This window comes from Paenibacillus sp. J45TS6 (genome assembly GCF_018403285.1).
In the GTDB taxonomy this organism is placed as follows: domain Bacteria; phylum Bacillota; class Bacilli; order Paenibacillales; family Paenibacillaceae; genus Paenibacillus.
In genome coordinates, this window is sequence record NZ_BOSJ01000002.1 from 16,743 (window position 1) to 34,321 (window position 17,579).

Annotated in this window: 10 protein-coding genes; 1 reads left to right on the forward strand and 9 read right to left on the reverse strand. The window is 40.5% G+C overall.

Annotated features, from left to right (window positions below; all coding sequences use genetic code 11):
* Positions 1 to 2: 2 nt before the first annotated feature.
* From KJS58_RS02850 to KJS58_RS02860, 3 genes are read right to left on the reverse strand one after another with little or no spacing between them, the layout of a single operon-like run.
* The gene (locus KJS58_RS02850) at positions 3 to 2,201 is read right to left on the reverse strand and encodes a bifunctional glycosyltransferase/CDP-glycerol:glycerophosphate glycerophosphotransferase (protein ID WP_213530310.1); all 2,199 of its coding nucleotides are present in this window, start codon (positions 2,199 to 2,201) and stop codon (positions 3 to 5) included.
* A gap of 19 nt (positions 2,202 to 2,220) precedes the next feature.
* On the reverse strand, positions 2,221 to 2,946 hold the full coding sequence (locus KJS58_RS02855) for an ABC transporter ATP-binding protein (RefSeq protein ID WP_213530312.1): 726 nt from the start codon (positions 2,944 to 2,946) through the stop codon (positions 2,221 to 2,223).
* A gap of 23 nt (positions 2,947 to 2,969) precedes the next feature.
* The gene (locus KJS58_RS02860) at positions 2,970 to 3,746 is read right to left on the reverse strand and encodes an ABC transporter permease (protein ID WP_213530314.1); all 777 of its coding nucleotides are present in this window, start codon (positions 3,744 to 3,746) and stop codon (positions 2,970 to 2,972) included.
* A 111-nt stretch (positions 3,747 to 3,857) separates the two neighbouring features.
* Here KJS58_RS02860 and KJS58_RS02865 point away from each other — a divergent pair, with 111 nt between their 5' ends.
* Entirely contained in the window at positions 3,858 to 6,326 is a 2,469-nt protein-coding gene (locus KJS58_RS02865) for an O-antigen ligase family protein (protein ID WP_213530316.1), read from the forward strand.
* A 79-nt stretch (positions 6,327 to 6,405) separates the two neighbouring features.
* Here the strand turns inward: KJS58_RS02865 and galU are convergent, their stop codons facing one another.
* The 6 genes from galU to uvrA all read right to left on the reverse strand — a co-directional run bounded on the left by galU (position 6,406) and on the right by uvrA (position 16,841).
* Positions 6,406 to 7,290 carry a UTP--glucose-1-phosphate uridylyltransferase GalU gene (galU, locus tag KJS58_RS02870; RefSeq protein ID WP_213530318.1) on the reverse strand — a complete coding sequence of 295 codons (885 nt, stop codon included), beginning with the start codon at positions 7,288 to 7,290 and terminating at the stop codon, positions 6,406 to 6,408.
* Positions 7,291 to 7,453: 163 nt separating this feature from the next.
* Positions 7,454 to 9,967, reverse strand: a complete 2,514-nt coding sequence (locus KJS58_RS02875) for a U32 family peptidase (protein ID WP_213530320.1) — start codon at positions 9,965 to 9,967, stop codon at positions 7,454 to 7,456.
* Between the two features lie 253 nt (positions 9,968 to 10,220).
* Positions 10,221 to 12,134 carry a stalk domain-containing protein gene (locus KJS58_RS02880; protein WP_213530322.1) on the reverse strand — a complete coding sequence of 638 codons (1,914 nt, stop codon included), beginning with the start codon at positions 12,132 to 12,134 and terminating at the stop codon, positions 10,221 to 10,223.
* 82 nt (positions 12,135 to 12,216) lie between these two features.
* Positions 12,217 to 13,374, reverse strand: a complete 1,158-nt coding sequence (locus tag KJS58_RS02885; protein WP_374705783.1) for a S1C family serine protease — start codon at positions 13,372 to 13,374, stop codon at positions 12,217 to 12,219.
* Positions 13,375 to 13,565: 191 nt separating this feature from the next.
* Positions 13,566 to 13,772, reverse strand: coding sequence for a hypothetical protein (locus KJS58_RS02890; protein WP_213530324.1), 207 nt, complete (start codon positions 13,770 to 13,772; stop codon positions 13,566 to 13,568).
* A 207-nt stretch (positions 13,773 to 13,979) separates the two neighbouring features.
* A complete protein-coding gene (gene uvrA / locus KJS58_RS02895) occupies positions 13,980 to 16,841 on the reverse strand; it encodes an excinuclease ABC subunit UvrA (protein WP_213530326.1) in 2,862 nt (953 codons plus the stop codon).
* Positions 16,842 to 17,579 lie beyond the last annotated feature (738 nt).

Below are 17,579 nucleotides of genomic sequence, written 5' to 3' on the forward strand. Positions count from 1 at the left end.
ACTCATTTCAAGTTAATAATTGAACGATAGATCCTCTCACAATTATTTCGATCATTAAATGCAAAAAATTGATTGACCCTTGTTTGATAAACATTGTCTATCTGAGCATTAGATGAAAGGATATAATCTAAACTGTCGTATACATCTTTTTCTTGGTTTAGGACCGGTCCAAAACCATGCTCTTCATAACTAAAATATCCTTTTTTGTAATGCTTTTGCCTGAATTGTTCTCGGTCAAATTGGTAGTAGATGACTGGCTTCCTCATGTATGCAAAGTCAAAATAAACACTTGAGTAATCAGTTATCAATATTGCAGATTCTCTGAGTAAACTTTGAATATCATAGTTTTCCTTTTTAGCGATAATTATTTTAGGATTTTCAGATTGAAAACACTCCGAAAACATTTGCATTTCATAATGAAGATAAAATACTAAACTGTAGTCTTGAGACTCGAGAATATTTGCAAGTCTGTCGTTTTCTAGAAAACTTTGAAAACGCCGATAATAGTCGGAATGCATGAAATTTTCATATTTATTCTCTACCTGGCTCCACGCCAGCTCTTTTCTCCAGGTTGGCATTAAAAGAATTTGTTTCTTCTTTTCTATTTTCTCATCATATAAATCATCAAAGCGTGCAAAACCTGTATATACCACTTCATTATTCGTATAACCGAAAATTTTTGAAATATAATCGTATTCTGGTTTTGCTCCAGTTATAAATAAATCAAAAAGAGTATTATTTCGACCTAAAACATTACTTACATCATCTTTGGTTATCCCATGTTGCAAGAAGATGTATTTTTGATTAGGAGAAAAAAAACTTAAATACTTTTTGTAACTTGCATAATTCCATGGCTCAATTGATCCTCTATGTGCGGTAACCAAAAAAATAGCATTAACAAATAACATCTTATGCATCATACTACGGTAACGGATGACATTTCCATGTATGTTTACTTTAGAATATTCTTCTTTATTATTAGTAGAAATTAAATAGTATGCATTAATATTTGGATAAGAGTTACGTAAATATTTAAAGAAACTGTAACCATTGTCTCTTGCTTCATCTCCACGCTCAGTTATGAGCCAGACATCTCTATATTTTTTATTTATCTTCAGTACTTGTGCTAGAACTACACATATTAAAACTGAAGTGATCTTTAATATAATTTTGGATTTGGTTTTCAATTTTATTACTAGACTATTACAAATCATATGGATTAAGGTTAAACAAGCAAATCCATAATAGTTATGATTTTTTAAGTGCTCAATTGTATTTTGAGAGATCCTCTTCTCCAGTTTTTGGATACATTGAGATTCTGATGAACTTAAAATACGTTTTGCTCTATTGAAATATTGTTTTTTTTCAGAATGAGAAAAAAACGACTTTGTTAAGATACTTCTTAAAAAAGGCTCTAAAGACCTTACATTAAACCAATCAATCATACTCTTGTATGCTGGATATTCTATTGCTAACTCGTTTATCTCTTCATTCAACACCAAATGATCTAAATAGCTCTCTTTATTCAGAAAATAACTATCGGTTTTTGATGGCTTATGTTTCTCTTCCCTCTTACGGTAAAAATATTTGAATTGATTTGTCACATAAACTTTTTTTGCCTTTATTGTTGTTAAAGTAGAAAATAATGCATCCTCAATCTGTGAATTAGTGAATATGAGCCCTTCAAGAACATTCTTAGAAAACACTTTATTACATACAGAAGTAGCAAAAATAATTTCAGGATAATCTTGTATATCTCGAATTTCTTTATCTACTGTAAATAACTTCTCAGAAGGATTTCTTTTATACATTTTATTTGTACCGCTAAAATATTCATATTCATAAATCAGAATATCCACATTGGTGCTTTGAAAAATCTCAATAGCATACTCATAGGTATTTAGAGAGATAAAGTCATCTGCATCTACAAAGGAAATAAACGGAGCGGACGCTTCCCTGAGTCCTACATTTCGGGCAATTCCTGAACCCTGATTAATAGCCTGCTTGAATAATCGGATACACGGATAATTATTGACATATTTCTCTGCAATCTCTAAAGTACGATCTGTACTATAATCATCAATCAATATTATTTCTAAATTTTCCAGGCCAATTGTTTGATTTACTAAGGACTCCAGACACTTTTCCAAGTAATCCTCGACATTAAACATAGGGACTATTACACTTATTAAATTTGACACTTTTTAATTTCTCCTAAATTTAATTGTTTTTAAACATTTTGCAGACTTCCTTAGGGTCTCCTTCTAGCTTTTTCTGTCCCTTTTCCAACCATAACACTCGATCGCAAATTTTCTCAACTTGTGATAAAGAATGTGAGACAAATAATACAGTAGTTCCATCTTCAATCATGGTTCTAATCTTCTTTTCACTCTTCTCTTTAAACTTGATATCTCCAACAGATAAAACTTCATCAACAATAAGAATTTCCGGTTTCACCAAAGTTGCTATAGCAAAACCTAAGCGTGCTTTCATACCTGATGAGTAATTTTTCAAAGGCGTGTGAATAAACTGTCTCAATTCACTGAATTCTATTATCTCTTCCACCTTTGATTCAATGAATTTTCTAGGATAACCCAAAACCAGTCCATTCAAATATATATTTTCTAGACCCGATAAATCTCCATTGAATCCAGCCCCTAATTCTATTAAAGGAGCAATACTTCCATTTACCATTATTTCTCCGCTGGTCGGCTTTAATATTCCAGAAATAATCTTAAGAAGAGTACTTTTACCTGCACCATTTAAACCAATGATACCTAGAACTTCTCCCTTTTCCACTTTAAAGCTAACATCGTTAAGTGCATAAAAATGTTGATATTGAATCTGCCTTTTAACTTTCTTTATAAGAAAATGCTTAATAGAATCTACTTTTTCAGTAGCAAGTCTATACTGCATGGAAACACTTCTCACATCTATAACACTCATGTTTTTCTCCTTCAAAAATTAATTTACAAATGATAAATGAACCGATCCTGCTTTTTATAAAACACAAGGAGTCCCAACGAAAAATAGACCAGTGCATAGAATATTGAAATAAGAAATTCATATAACGAAAACATTTGATTGTTTATTAATAAATCACGTAACATCTGAAGCACTGGATACATTGGATTGATTTCTATTAACCACTGAAATCTTTTCGGGATAATTTCCTCCGGATAAAAGATAGGTGTCATATACATTAAAATAAGTAATATGACAGAATAAAGATGTCCCATATCCCTAAAAAAAACAAAAATTGTTGAAAGTAATAATCCAATCCCCATGCAAATGATCAATAAAAGAAATAATGGTACAAATAAAAAAAGGTTGTATACCGAAAATTCCATACCAGTAAATAACATTACTAGAAATACAGGGATTAGTGATATTAAAGATGTAATAAATGAGGAACATACTTTAGATAATGGAAAGAAATATTTGGGTACATATACCTTCCGAATTAATTGATTGTTATTCACAATAGAATTCATCGCAAAGTTTGTTGATTCAGAAAAAAAGGAATATATCATTCTGCCAGTGAGAACATACACAGGAAAATTAGCTATGTTGTTTTTAAATAATTCGGAGAAAACAATGGTTAGAATAACCATCATTAATAATGGATTAATGAAGCTCCATAAGACACCCAAATAAGAGTTCTTATATTTTAATTGAATATCCTTTTTAATTAATTCAATTAATAAATCTTTATATTTATTAAAGTTAGTATAATATCTATTCATTAGTCACCTTACCTAAAGTAATAATTACAGTTTCAAGCTAGCATCCTAGTATATACCAAAGAAACTATGTTAAAATATTTGTCGTATCTACTAGAAAAGGAGAATTCTACCTTGTCAAATCCAGTATACGGTAATACTACTAAAACTACTAAAAGTAGTAAGCCGAAGAATCAAAGATCTATGCTTGAATGGCTTCTTGTTGGAGGCCTTGTTTTGTTCCTGATCTGGGCACCGTTCCAGATTGCTTTGTTTAATGGTCAGATGTTGAATTTTGAAAAGCCTCTCTATTGGGCTGTCCTAATCTCCACCCTGCTCATGTTCCTATGGATCGCAAACTATTACAAAGAGATTAAGCTAGAAACGCAGAGAGATTGGCTGCTTGTTGCTGTCTTACTGTTACCTCTGACTTATGTACTTTCTCTTATCTCAGCAGCATCCGAATATCTAGCAATGAATATGATACTGATCCAATGCATCTACGCGGTCATTTTTTCCATATCAGTGGTTATTCTCCAAAACAAACAAATCAATCATATCATAAATCTAGCAATTTTGGGGATTTCGTATATTATTGTCGGATTTGGTCTAATGAACTGGCTAGGTGCATCCCATTTAGCCGCAAATTTAGTCGGATGGTTTACGGGTGCTGTGCAGAATGGAATATATGTAGATGCCGTTATGGTTGATTCCAACGGACCACGGCTTACATCGGTATTTCAATACGCAAATACATATGCAGCTTTCCTTATGGCTCTGCTATTTGCATCCATCTTTAGTTTGGTGAAATCTAAGAAATGGATAGGCCAGTTAACTCACAGCTTCATGCTTGTGCCCATTATTATCTCGTTACTACTTACATTATCAAGAACAGGACTTGTCCTGTTGCCAGTTGTTTTTGTAGTACTTTTGCTCTTCTTAAAACCAGCAAAACAAATTTTATGGATTATATATTGCCTTATAGCTGGAGGAGCTACGATTGCCGTACTTAATCCAATTACGACAGCGGGTCTGAAGCTACACGAAGAATATTCCACCTCCGTTGCTTTAGACGGTTGGATGCGCCTTTTAGTTGCATCTATTCTTACAGCGGTCCTTGCGTGGGTCATCCAAAAGTATCTGGCACCTCGCCTGACGAATGGTGTGCAGCACTGGGCAAACCGAAAATATTCAAATTTATGGATTCCGGTAGGTTCTTCTGTAATTGCAGGAGTTGTTGGAGGTTTACTTCTAGTAACTGGACTGAAGAGTATTTTGCCGCAAAGTATTCAAATTAGACTTGAGAACATTAACTTTAGCCAGCATAGTGTGCTTGAACGTTTTACTTTTTACAAAGACGCGATAAAACTACTCGGTGATTATCCGATCATTGGTGCGGGCGGTGGAGCTTGGGCTTCGTTATATGAAACGTATCAGAACAACCCGTATACAAGCCGTCAGGCTCATAACTTTATCATGCAATATCTTGTGGAAGTCGGTATTATAGGTTTCATCATTTTTATGAGCTTTATGATTTTCATTATTTATAAGTATGTCAAAGGATATATCCGGTCCTCGGAAGAGAATAGAGAGTCACATTTCCTATATTTCATTATTACTTTCTCTATTCTTACTCACAGTATTTTGGACTTTAATATGAGTTATGTATTTATGGGAATCCTCGTATTCCTAGGTTTAGGCGGAATGGCTGCGGTTATGGATAATAAACCGGTGAAAAAACTCCGTTTTACAGGTGGTGGATCGCGGTATATGTACCTTGGTGTTGTAGGGGGCTTGTCTATCATCGTAATGTTTACCTCGGTACGTTACTTGCAGTCTAGCTATGCTGCATTAGAAGCACAACAAGTTGCACAAAACAGCCAATCTTTCGAAGAAATTAAATCAGCTTTGGATAAAGATTTATCTATACGTAAAACACATCCTGATTCATTGCAACTTATGGCCGAAATTTATCAGCAAGTCTATATTCAAACTCAAGACGAACAATTTTACAATGAAGGCATGGCTTGGCTGGAACGCGGAATTGCTGCAGAGCCTTATAACAAAAATATGCTGAAGCAACAAATCGCTCTCTATCAGGCTAAAGGAGAAAATGAGAAAGCTTTTGCCATTCAAAACGAAAAAGCCAAAAATTTTAACTGGGATATCACCTGGTATGAAACACTGATTAGCCAAGCTCACAATTTTGGATATCAGGCACTCGGGAATCAAGATAATGAGAAAAAGGAAAAGTATTTCAAAGCAGGGCTAGATGCATACGAACATGTGAAACAAGGAATTGAACATTTAAAAACATTGCCTGAAGGACAGTTACAAGGTAGAGCATTTGAAATCACGCCTTCCATCGCTCTAAGTGCAGGTAAAATTGAATTTATGCAGAATCAGCCTGCTGAAGCTGCAGCGACACTGAAACAAGGACTCAAAGAAGATATGAGCGACCCAACCAATCAAGAAGTTGCTAGATGGTATCTCGCTTCCTTACAAAAAGCAGGGCAGACAGACGAAGAGATAATGAATCAACTCATTGCTGTTCAGCCCGAAGCAAAACAACAAGTGGATCAATTGGCTAATGTAACTTTCTAAACACAGAGAACCCCTGAGTTAAAATAAACTCAAGGGTTCTTTTTTCTTTAAATTAGATTTTAAATTTTATCAAATAAATCTATTTGTTCGACATTTTATAAGATTGCATAACACGCTCTAAATACTCACTTAAATCTTTCCCTAACTCCTCATTTTTCAAGGCATAGTGAATAGTTGTCTGAATAAACCCAAGTTTCTCACCTACATCATGACGCGTCCCCTCAAAGTGATAAGCAAGAATATCTCTTTTTCCTCCTAGAGCAGCTATTGCATCAGTCAACTGAATTTCTCCATTGACTCCGGTATGCTGTTGCTCTAAAAGATTGAAAATATCTGGTGTAAGTATGTATCTTCCCATAATCGCGAGATTAGATAAAGATGTTCCCACAGCAGGTTTCTCAACTAAATTGTTAGCTTTATATACACGCTCAAGTAATGGCTCCCCCTCTATAATTCCATATCTTGAGATTTCATTCCATGGAACTGGCTGTACCCCGACTACCGGTGTTTCATACTGATCATAAATTTCCATCATCTGTTGTAAACAAGGTTGCTCTGATTCTACAATATCATCACCTAGAAGGACAGCAAATGGTTCGTCTCCAATAAACTTACGTGCACACCATATCGCATGTCCCAAACCTTTAGGTTCTTTTTGTCTAATATAATGGATATCTGCCATTTCAGATGACTTGCGTACTTCCTCAAGTAAAGCCCACTTTTCCTTCGCTGCTAAATTATGTTCTAATTCAAAATAATTATCAAAATGATCTTCTATTGCTCTTTTACCTTTGCCAGTGACGATAATAATATCTTCAATTCCTGAAGCTACAGCCTCTTCTATTATGTATTGAATTGTTGGTTTATCTACAATTGGAAGCATCTCTTTTGGCATTGCTTTTGTAGCAGGTAAGAATCTGGTACCTAGCCCTGCTGCGGGAATTATAGCCTTGCGTATTTTCATTATGTAAAGTCCCCTTCATATCAGTATGAATTATATTATAACGGAATTAATTGGTAAATTGTTTAATAATTATTATTCTTGAATGTAATTATCCTATTTAAATAATAGAAAAAAGGCCTATCTTCACTTCAAGTGTAGATAGGCCTCTTTTTTCCAAAACTATTTATTTCACCAACTGACCGCGAGTTACACCCAGCTGATTTGTTGCCTTAAGTGTCTTCCATACCTGTGTACCGCTGATCTCTCCGCGCAGGGCACGGTTATACAGATCAATTACTTCGCGTACTTGTTCCGGTGTTTCTTCCAGGAACTCAACACGGTAGCGGGATACGCCTAGGTCCATGAAGTTGGTCAGGTATTCAGCACCGGACTGTTCAATTGCATTATACACCGTGTTACGGCAGCCTTCATCAACACGAACCGGATGGGACATGCCGATACGGTCTTGCAATGACACACTGTGATCTTCACAAGGACGACCGCAGTTTGTATAGTCTGTTCCTTCACTAAGGAATGTGCAATATACACAATGTTCCGTGTGGAACATTGGCAAATGCTGATGAATAACGACTTCCATTTTATCTGTCTGCGAACGTTCAAGCAGATCGACCATTTGCTGAATGTTCAGGTCATAAGATGGTGTAACATAATCGCATCCTGACTCTACGAATAGCTCAACTGCTTTGTGGTTGGCAATGTTCAAAGAGAAATCACCAATCAGTTCCGGATGCTCCGCATCTGGATTCTCCATCCGATGACGAAGGTAGAAGTATAGCGCACCTGTGTTACGAACCAGCACAGCATCAGGCTTCAGACGCAGGATATTGTTATGATACCCATTCTCGCCTGGCATATGAATACGCGGTGTAGCGAGTGCGATTTTTTTGCCTGCTGCGCGAACCATTTCAACTGCTGCAGGGAATTGTTTGATGAATTCGAAATCGGCATAAATCATGCCAACTCCTGCTTCAATTGCTGCTTCCACTTGTGGAAGACTGCGGCAGAGTGCGGTAAGTTCCGCCTCGCCACGTTTTACAGGTGCTGCAGGAGTAGCCGCATCGCCGTATACTTCCACTTCCCGTTTCACGTAGACAGGAGGTTTCGGACGTTCGCCAACGAGCATATCCACTGCACGGCGGCGAATGCTGTTTAGCTCACGCATTGGAACAATAACGTCACCGTGAAGCTCTACGTCAAGTTTCTCCAGTTGGTATACAGTACCGCCAAGACGTCCAAATTGCTCTTCGAGCAATTCACGGTTCATCGGGCGCTTCTTAGCAATCTCCAGTTCGAGTTCGGAGTTCACATGAACGGTTGTACCTTTCTGCACATCAGTCCAAGTCGTCTCAAGCAAACCGCCTGGGCGGCCAACAACACTGACATGTACAGGGAAGACCCGATAAGGTTTTTCCGTCTCATAGCTTTGACGCAGACGCTTGTCGAGCGCTGGATCGTTGGTTTTCCAGATCCGATCCCCTTCATGCAAACGACGCAAATCTACATCACTGCGGCCAGGTACGATATCTATAATCCAACCTTCGCCAGCTTCGCCTTCAATCTTCACACCCTGTCTACGGATATCGTATACACGTCCGCCTTCTTCACGTTGTGTTGGATCTCCCGCATCAAATACAATTCCGTCTCCACGTTTCAGCGGAGCTTCAATCTTACATACAACACCATCACGTAAAATTTTCTCTACACGCCCAAGATATACACCGCGGCTTTTCGGGAAGGTACCATCAACCAATTTCTTATTGTTCGTTCCTTCCAAGAAACCATGGGTAAATCCACGAGAGAAACTTTGCTGAAGTTCACGAATTTCTTCTTTACTTACGGGATTCTCAATTCCGTCAAAATATCCATCAATCGCTTTACGATATTTGCTGACTACGTTTGCCACATACTCAGGTGTTTTAAGACGTCCTTCGATTTTAAAAGATGTCACCCCTGCTTCAATCAGTTCAGGCATAATATCAATCGCAGCAAGGTCTTTAGGAGATAGCAGATAAGCTACGTCTCCCATTGGTTTTTGCTCTCCATCTACCATCAGATCATAAGGAAGACGGCAAGCCTGCGCACATTCCCCGCGGTTTGCGGAACGTCCGCCCCACATCTCAGAAGTCAAACATTGACCTGAGTAGGAGACACAGAGCGCACCATGCACGAATACTTCCATCGGCAAACGTGCTTGCTCCCCAATTTTTTGAATTTGCTTGAGGTTATTTTCCCGTCCAAGTACGACACGTTCTATATCAAAAGGTTTCGTGAATTCAACCGCTTCAGGCGAGGTAATGGTCATTTGTGTTGACCCATGAATCGGGAAATCCGGAGAAATCTCGCGGATCAATTTTACAAGACCGAGATCCTGAACGATAACCGCATCTACCCCTGCATCTACACAAGCGTCCACGAGTTCCTTCGCATCACGAAGTTCATTCTCAAATACCAATATATTAAATGTCAAAAATCCTTTTACGCCGTAGCTGTGCAAGTACGCCATAATTTCAGGCAGCTCTTCCATACGGAAGTTATTCGCTCTTGCCCGGGCATTAAATTTCTCAACACCAAAAAATATCGCATCCGCACCATTCGCAACAGCGGAACGCATACAATCCCAATCACCGGCAGGAGCAAGCAGCTCCACATCTTCTCTTCTTAATGCTTTAATATCCATATATCCTCCTAAACCCGTATAAATCACGGGTTGCAATATAAAACCGAAACCTTGTTTTTGTCCTTACTCCATACGATTAGTGTAGCCAATCTATGAAACAACTATAATAGTGTATCAAATCCACTCTCTTTCCTCTACCACTTCCTGAAAAAACCGATAAATAAAATAACTTTTAAAGTCTCATATGGTGCACATAAAAAAAGCAGTAAACAGATTTCTCCGCCTACTGCTCAATTCACGAAACAACTTATCTTTATTCGTTAAAAGAGAATGATTTCAGTGCATGATCCAGCGCATTCTTTTGAACCTCTGTACGATTGGCATCATTCATGACGCTTGTTATGGTATACGTAACTCCTTTATGTTCGAACAGAATTTGTTTCCCTTGATGCGGAACTCCATTCTCTACCTCATGATAGGTAAAGGATGTGGCGGGTAGTCCTGCAAAGGTGATACTTTCGGTTCCCACTAAGCGAAAATCCTTCCGGCTTTTCCCTGCTTCTGCATAGGATTCCTTCATCTGACTTACAGCCAGTTCCACTGAGATCTCTTCGTTTGTCTGAATAGAAAAATATCCACCCGTGAATTGATAAGATATCTTAGATTTCTCATATTGATCTTGAAGCGGTGTCCAAAAGCGCGGAATGTCCAGTGAGTATCCATATTTTTTGGAAGAACGTGTTACGGACTTGGTTTTATCGATTAAATAAGGATCTTCACCCAATCGTCCAAAATTCTCAGTCACGGTCTCAAAATCAATCTCAAGAGACTTCAAGATTGAATCAAACCGTTCCATCTCTTCTTCTGCTTTTTTCGGAACCGCGTATTCTAGATAATACCGATACCCGTTTTCCTGAATCAGCACGTTATATTCTGTCGTCCATCCATCTCCGAAGTTATACTCAAACTTGTTAATTTGTGCATCTTTCCCTGCCACTTTCGCTGTATAGGAATCAATCTCACGGTAAGCATCGGTAACAAACACATCTTTCATCCATTTCGCCAGCTGATCGCTCCAATCTTTGACCGAAGCACCCTGCGGGGCAGAAGTGACTTGCAAAGAAAGATGGGTTCCCTTTTTACTCTCATACACCATGTTTTGATTATCTTTACTCCACTCCGCAGGCACCGTGAGCCCGATACCATAATCCTGGTTATAGGCTGTTGTCATCCCGTCATCTACAGTCGATAAATCTTTTATTGAACGATCTGACGTGTTAAATGATGTTTTAAATGAGTTAAGCAATGGGGAGTATTTTTGGAGATCTTTATAGTTGCTTGCTTCGTTATCTGAAAAATATATTCCATATAAGCGCCCATTATCATAGTATTGTCTAACTTCCCAGAATACACCCTCTGTATCCTTTGTAACGATACGGGCATAAGGAGTAGGTGCGTTCGGATAAGCTTCCCGGTCCATTACCGTCTCGCCCATGCTTTTGGCTTCCTGAACTAGCTGCTGCAGCATATCGTCTGCATCAAGCTTCACTTCTTCCGCATTCACAAGAATTTCAAAATAATAGGCACCTTCGGCATCCATAAAGTTGATATAATCTTCACTTTCATCATAAGAACTGCCGACAACAAGTCCAGTTGGGTAATTCATAGACCATCCATAGTAACTGTTTCCTATTTTCGTTTTCCCTACATCAGCGTCAATCCCATCTTCTGATTGTTCGTGATCGGCATCCTCATTATCATTTCCTTTGAGACGAATAACAAGCTCACCGCTCGGGTTCTTCTGAATACTCGCTCCAAGGCCCTGCGCAACAGGACGCAGCGGCACCATGAGTACCCCTTGTTTCATTTCCGGAGCAGCGCTCATCTCTACCTTCTTACCATCAATCCAGGCTGTAGAACTGCCAATAGTTAACGCTACGGTATGTGGTCCATCCATAATTTTAACGACATCATTACCACTCAGCTTTATTTGACTGTTGAACGTCTTTTTAAAAACGCCCAGTGGCACCATCATCGTCCCTTTTTGAATATAAGGTTTGTTAATGCTCTGTTTCTCTCCATTTATAGCCGCAACCGTGCTACCTACTTTTACTCTAAGCTCTTCCGTATGATTAGCTTCAGCAAGCATGGGAACAGCTCCGCCAAAGGCAAGCATCCCTGTAAGCAAAAAGGTAGCCACGATCTGTGCCGATCTTGAATTATTCAATACTGTCTCTCTCCATTCTTCCGTTTCACACATGGAATATGATCATTACTGCTTACTAGAATCATCCTAGCGTTGATCCTTCTTAAAAATCTGACTCATCTTCCTCCGAATATACTTCCGTCTCTCCTTGGGTCAGAACGACTTGCCTTGACACAATATCTCCGCCCGACTGCATGAGCAGCTTCACTTTTTGCCCGGGTAGATAACTTTTGAGTAGTTCGTTAATGTCGATCACCGAAGTAACACGTTTACCGGCAATACTATAGAGTTCATCCCCCTCTTTAATTCCTGCTTTCTTCGCTTCCTTGGTGAGAACACTTGTAATCGTAAGCGGATCTTCCGTCGGGAGGCCAACGATAGCAGACCAGCTTTCTTCGAGTTCTACTCCCAAGCTGGCGCGTTTAACCTCTCCATATGTGAAATAATGTTTAATTACATAATTAACGGTTTCAGCTGGTATAGAGAAACCTGTATTCTCTACGCCCAAAGCTGCAAATTTCATGGAATTAATGCCGACCACTTCACCTTTTAGATTCACGAGCGGACCGCCGCTGTTTCCTGGATTAATCGCCGTATCACTTTGAATTAGCCGGTACGAACCATTTACTGCTCGGTTTAACCCGCTTACTACTCCGACCGTAGCCGAATTTCGCAATGAAAAAGATACCGGAGTTCCAATCGCAATAACGGTCTCTCCTACACGAGTCTGTTCTGAGGAACTTATGAATTTCGCTGCTTTCAGGGATTTCGCATTGATTTTGATCATAGCGATGTCACTTACAGGATCACTGTAGCTTTTGACAATCTTATAAGACTTCCCGTCTGACGTAACGACTACCGCTTCTGTCAGCCCATCGATTACGTGAGCGTTGGTTACAATCCATCCATTCGATTTAATGATCACGCCTGTCCCATGAGCTAGGTTATAACGTTCAGATCCCCCTGTCTCTCCGCCCTCTACAGCACGACCTATAATTCCCACTACAGAAGGGGATACGTTATCAATGACATCTGGCACCTGATCTTTCGCAGTATATATGTACTTTCCCGTTTTGCTATCGTATTTGCCAGTACCGCCTATTTTGGCAAGTACCTCTTTCGAATTAATATAAATTTGACCACCTTCTTGCTTCGCATCGAATGATACGCTCGCTGCGTTTACTTCTGATGTAAATACAAAGGTGGACGCCAGTAGGCATGCAGCTACTGCCACACCAGCTGATCTATATACGGGTTTCAATTCTTTCACCTGTTCCTCTCTCCCTTCACTTATTTCTCTATCGACCTCTAGTTCTGTATGTATGGTAAATAAGAAATCTATTATTCTAAGAAACTACTGAATTGCTGGATTCTATTTAAAATATGGGAATAAAAAACACCTTCCTTATAATTCAACGGAAAGTGTTCTTGAAATAATAAGGCTTTATTTAATTAACTGAGCCAATTTTTAATCATGGCATAATCTGTAATCAAAAAGACAAGCAGGCTGACGATCGTAAATCCAATGGCAAATAGGTTTTTCTTAGGTGCTTTTACCAAACGAACCAAGCCAATAAATATAATGATGGTAAACAAGATGACAAAAATATCAAAACCATTAAATTTCGTAGTTGCACTTGCAGCTTCTGCTAACAGCATAAATGCACCTCCTCTAGTTCGATTATCGTACACCGTACAAGCGTTTACACCTTCTTATATGTTATCTTCATAATCCAGGTTACGCAAGCCTTTTCATCCAAATAATTCAAAATAATCCAGTTTTCCATTTTCTCTACTTGCTCCCTGTCTTCTGAATGCATAAAAAAAGCAGAAAAGACGAATGTCTTTCCTGCTAGTTCCTATTATTTACGTGTGATGAAGTTCAAGCTTTTTACTTCGCTCTGTATCCCGTTCAAGAACCGGTTTAAGGTATTTCCCTGTGTACGATTCTTTGATATTCACGATCTCTTCAGGAGTTCCTGTACCAAGCAGTGTTCCTCCACCGCTTCCTCCCTCAGGTCCCAGATCAATAATGTGGTCAACGGTCTTGATTACATCCAGATTATGCTCGATCACAAGGACCGACTCTCCTGAATCCACAAGACGTTGCAACACTTTCAGCAAGCGATCGATGTCATCGACATGAAGTCCTGTTGTAGGTTCATCCAAAATGTACATTGTTTTTCCCGTACTCCGTCGGTAGAGTTCGGAAGCAAGCTTCACGCGCTGCGCCTCTCCTCCAGACAAGGTGGTTGCTGGTTGCCCCAGCTTAACATAACCAAGCCCTACATCCATAAGGGTTTGCATCTTCCGATGAATCTTCGGAATGTTTTGGAAGAACTCTGTTGCATCTTCCACGGTCATTTCAAGCACTTCAGAGATGTTCTTCGATTTATATTTTACTTCCAGCGTCTCACGGTTATATCGTTTCCCTTTACATACTTCACATGGGACGTAAACATCTGGCAAGAAGTGCATTTCAATCTTAATAATCCCGTCCCCGCGGCAAGCCTCACAGCGTCCCCCTTTAATGTTAAAGCTGAACCGGCCCTTTTTATATCCGCGAAGTTTCGCTTCATTGGTCTGTGAGAACAGATCACGGATATCATCAAATACACCGGTATACGTGGCAGGGTTCGAACGCGGTGTGCGTCCTATCGGTGACTGGTCAATATCGATGACTTTATCAATATGCTCTAGTCCGCGAATTTCTTTGTGTTGACCCGGTCGTACCTTAGCCCGGTTCAGATCACGCGCAAGTGTCTTATACAGAATTTCATTAACAAGCGTAGACTTACCAGAGCCGGATACACCTGTAACTGCCGTAAATACACCAAGTGGTATTTTTACATTAATGTTCTTCAGGTTATTCTCCTTCGCACCGCGGATCTCTAGAAAGCGATTATCGCCTTTGCGTCTCTCTGCTGGAACTGGAATGAACTTGCGTCCACTCAAATAACTGCCTGTCAGGGAGTTAGGATCTTCCATAATTTCTTGCGGTGTTCCTTGAGACATGACTTGTCCACCATGAATCCCGGCACCTGGGCCGATATCAATGATATGGTCGGCTGCCATCATGGTGTCCTCATCATGTTCTACAACGATGAGCGTATTACCAAGGTCACGCATATGAGCGAGTGTAGAAATGAGTCGATCGTTATCTCTTTGGTGCAAACCGATGCTCGGCTCATCAAGAATGTATAGTACGCCCATGAGACTTGAACCGATCTGAGTTGCAAGACGAATCCGCTGCGCTTCTCCGCCGGATAAAGTTCCCGCAGCACGGCTCATTGTCAGGTAGTCGAGACCTACATTGACAAGGAAGCCGAGACGGCTGTTGATTTCTTTTAGAATCAACTTAGCAATGGATTGTTCTTTCTCTGACAACGTTAATGAACCAAAAAAGTTCACTGCCTCTCCAATCGAGAGTTCCGTAACGTAAGCCATGTTGTGATCGTTAATTGTGACGGCCAAAATTTCTTTCTTGAGCCGATGACCTTTACATGTTCCGCAAGGCTTTGCACTCATGTAGCCTTCTATAAACTCCCGAACCCCTTCGGAGGCTGTATCCCGATAACGGCGTTCCAGGTTTGGAATAATGCCTTCAAAAGCGACATGGGCCTCTTTTCGTTGACCAAAATCATTCTCATAACGGAAGCGAATCTTCTCTCCATTCGTTCCATGCAGCAGCTTGTTCATCTGATCAGCGGGAAGCTCGCTGACTGGAACATCCATAGGGATCTTATAATGCTCACATACAGAGCGTAAGAACTGAGGATAATAATTGGATGTTCCTCCTGCCCAGGCATCAAAAGCTCCTTTTTCAATGGTTTTACTTGGATCAGGAACGAGCAGTTCCGGGTCAACAATCATTTTGACTCCGAGTCCATCACAGTCTGGGCAAGCACCAAACGGACTGTTAAACGAGAACATCCGTGGTGACAACTCTTCCATACTGAAACCACAAATCGGACAGGCAAAATTCGAACTGAAACGAAGCTCTTCCTGTCCAATAATATCGACCAACAATTGGCCGCCAGAAATTTTGAGAGCCGTTTCTATTGAATCTGCAAGCCGCGCTTGTACATCTTCTTTTACAACAATTCGGTCTACAACCACTTCAATGGTATGCTTTTTGTTTTTCTCTAGTTCAATCGTTTCCGAGAGATCTCTCATCTCTCCATCAATTCTTACACGAACAAAACCTTGTTTTGATATGTCGGCTAAAATATTCTTGTGTTCACCTTTACGGCCTGAAATAACAGGTGCCAAAATTTGAAGTCTGGTTCTCTCTGGATAATTCATAATCCGGTCAACCATTTGCTCCACCGTTTGAGAGGTAATCTCAATCCCGTGTTCCGGACAATGCGGATGACCAATCCTTGCAAAAAGGAGGCGCAAATAGTCGTAAATTTCCGTTACGGTACCTACCGTAGAACGAGGGTTTCTGCTCGTCGTTTTCTGATCGATAGAGATCGCAGGAGATAGACCTTCAATAGAGTCTAGATCCGGTTTTTCCATCTGCCCAAGAAATTGACGCGCATAAGCAGACAACGACTCTACATATCGGCGCTGTCCTTCTGCATAGATGGTATCAAAAGCAAGTGAAGACTTACCTGAACCGCTAAGCCCGGTCAGTACGATAAACTTGTCACGTGGAATGGTGACATCTATATTTTTCAGGTTATGCGCTCTAGCGCCTTTAATTACAATGTTCTCGCTTGCCACATGCTCATCTCCTTAGGGGAACTACACCCACCTAAATCCTCCCTGACAGGGAGGACCCCAGAGGACTTCCCTCTGGACTCCCAAACTGGCGGTATGGTGTAGGTTGGCGTTGTTATAGTGCTACTTTGGTATAATGGGGGCGCATCCCCCTGATCTATAACACTCCCATCGGAGTGTTATAGATCAGGGATGCTTGCAGGCGCTGGATTGCTGGAGGCTTCGCTCCTCCAGCGGCGGACCATTGCCCTTTGGGCTCGGTCCTTGAAGGGACTGTGGCTGGTGGGCGCTTTGCTCCTCCAGCGACGGACCATTGCGCTCTGCGCTCGGTCCTTGAAAGGACTGTGGCTGGTGGGCGCTTTGCTCCTCCAGCGACGGACCATTGCGCTCTGCGCTCGGTCCTTGAAAGGACTGTGGCTGGTGGGCGCTTTGCTCCTCCAGCGGCGGACCATTGCCCTCTGGGCTCGGTCCTTCAAGGGACTGTAGCTGGAGAGTGCTTCGCTTCTCCAGCAGCGGACCATTGCCCTCTGGGCTCGGTCCTTGTAGGGACTATGGCTGGAGGGCGCTTTGCTCCTCCAGCGGCGGACCATTGCCCTCTGGGCTCGGTCCTTCAAGGGACTGTAGCTGGAGAGTGCTTCGCTTCTCCAGCAGCGGACCATTGCCCTTTGGGCTCGGTCCTCATTTATATTATTTAAACAGTATATCTACAAGTATAGCCTGTGAACTTTATTTTCAAGCGAT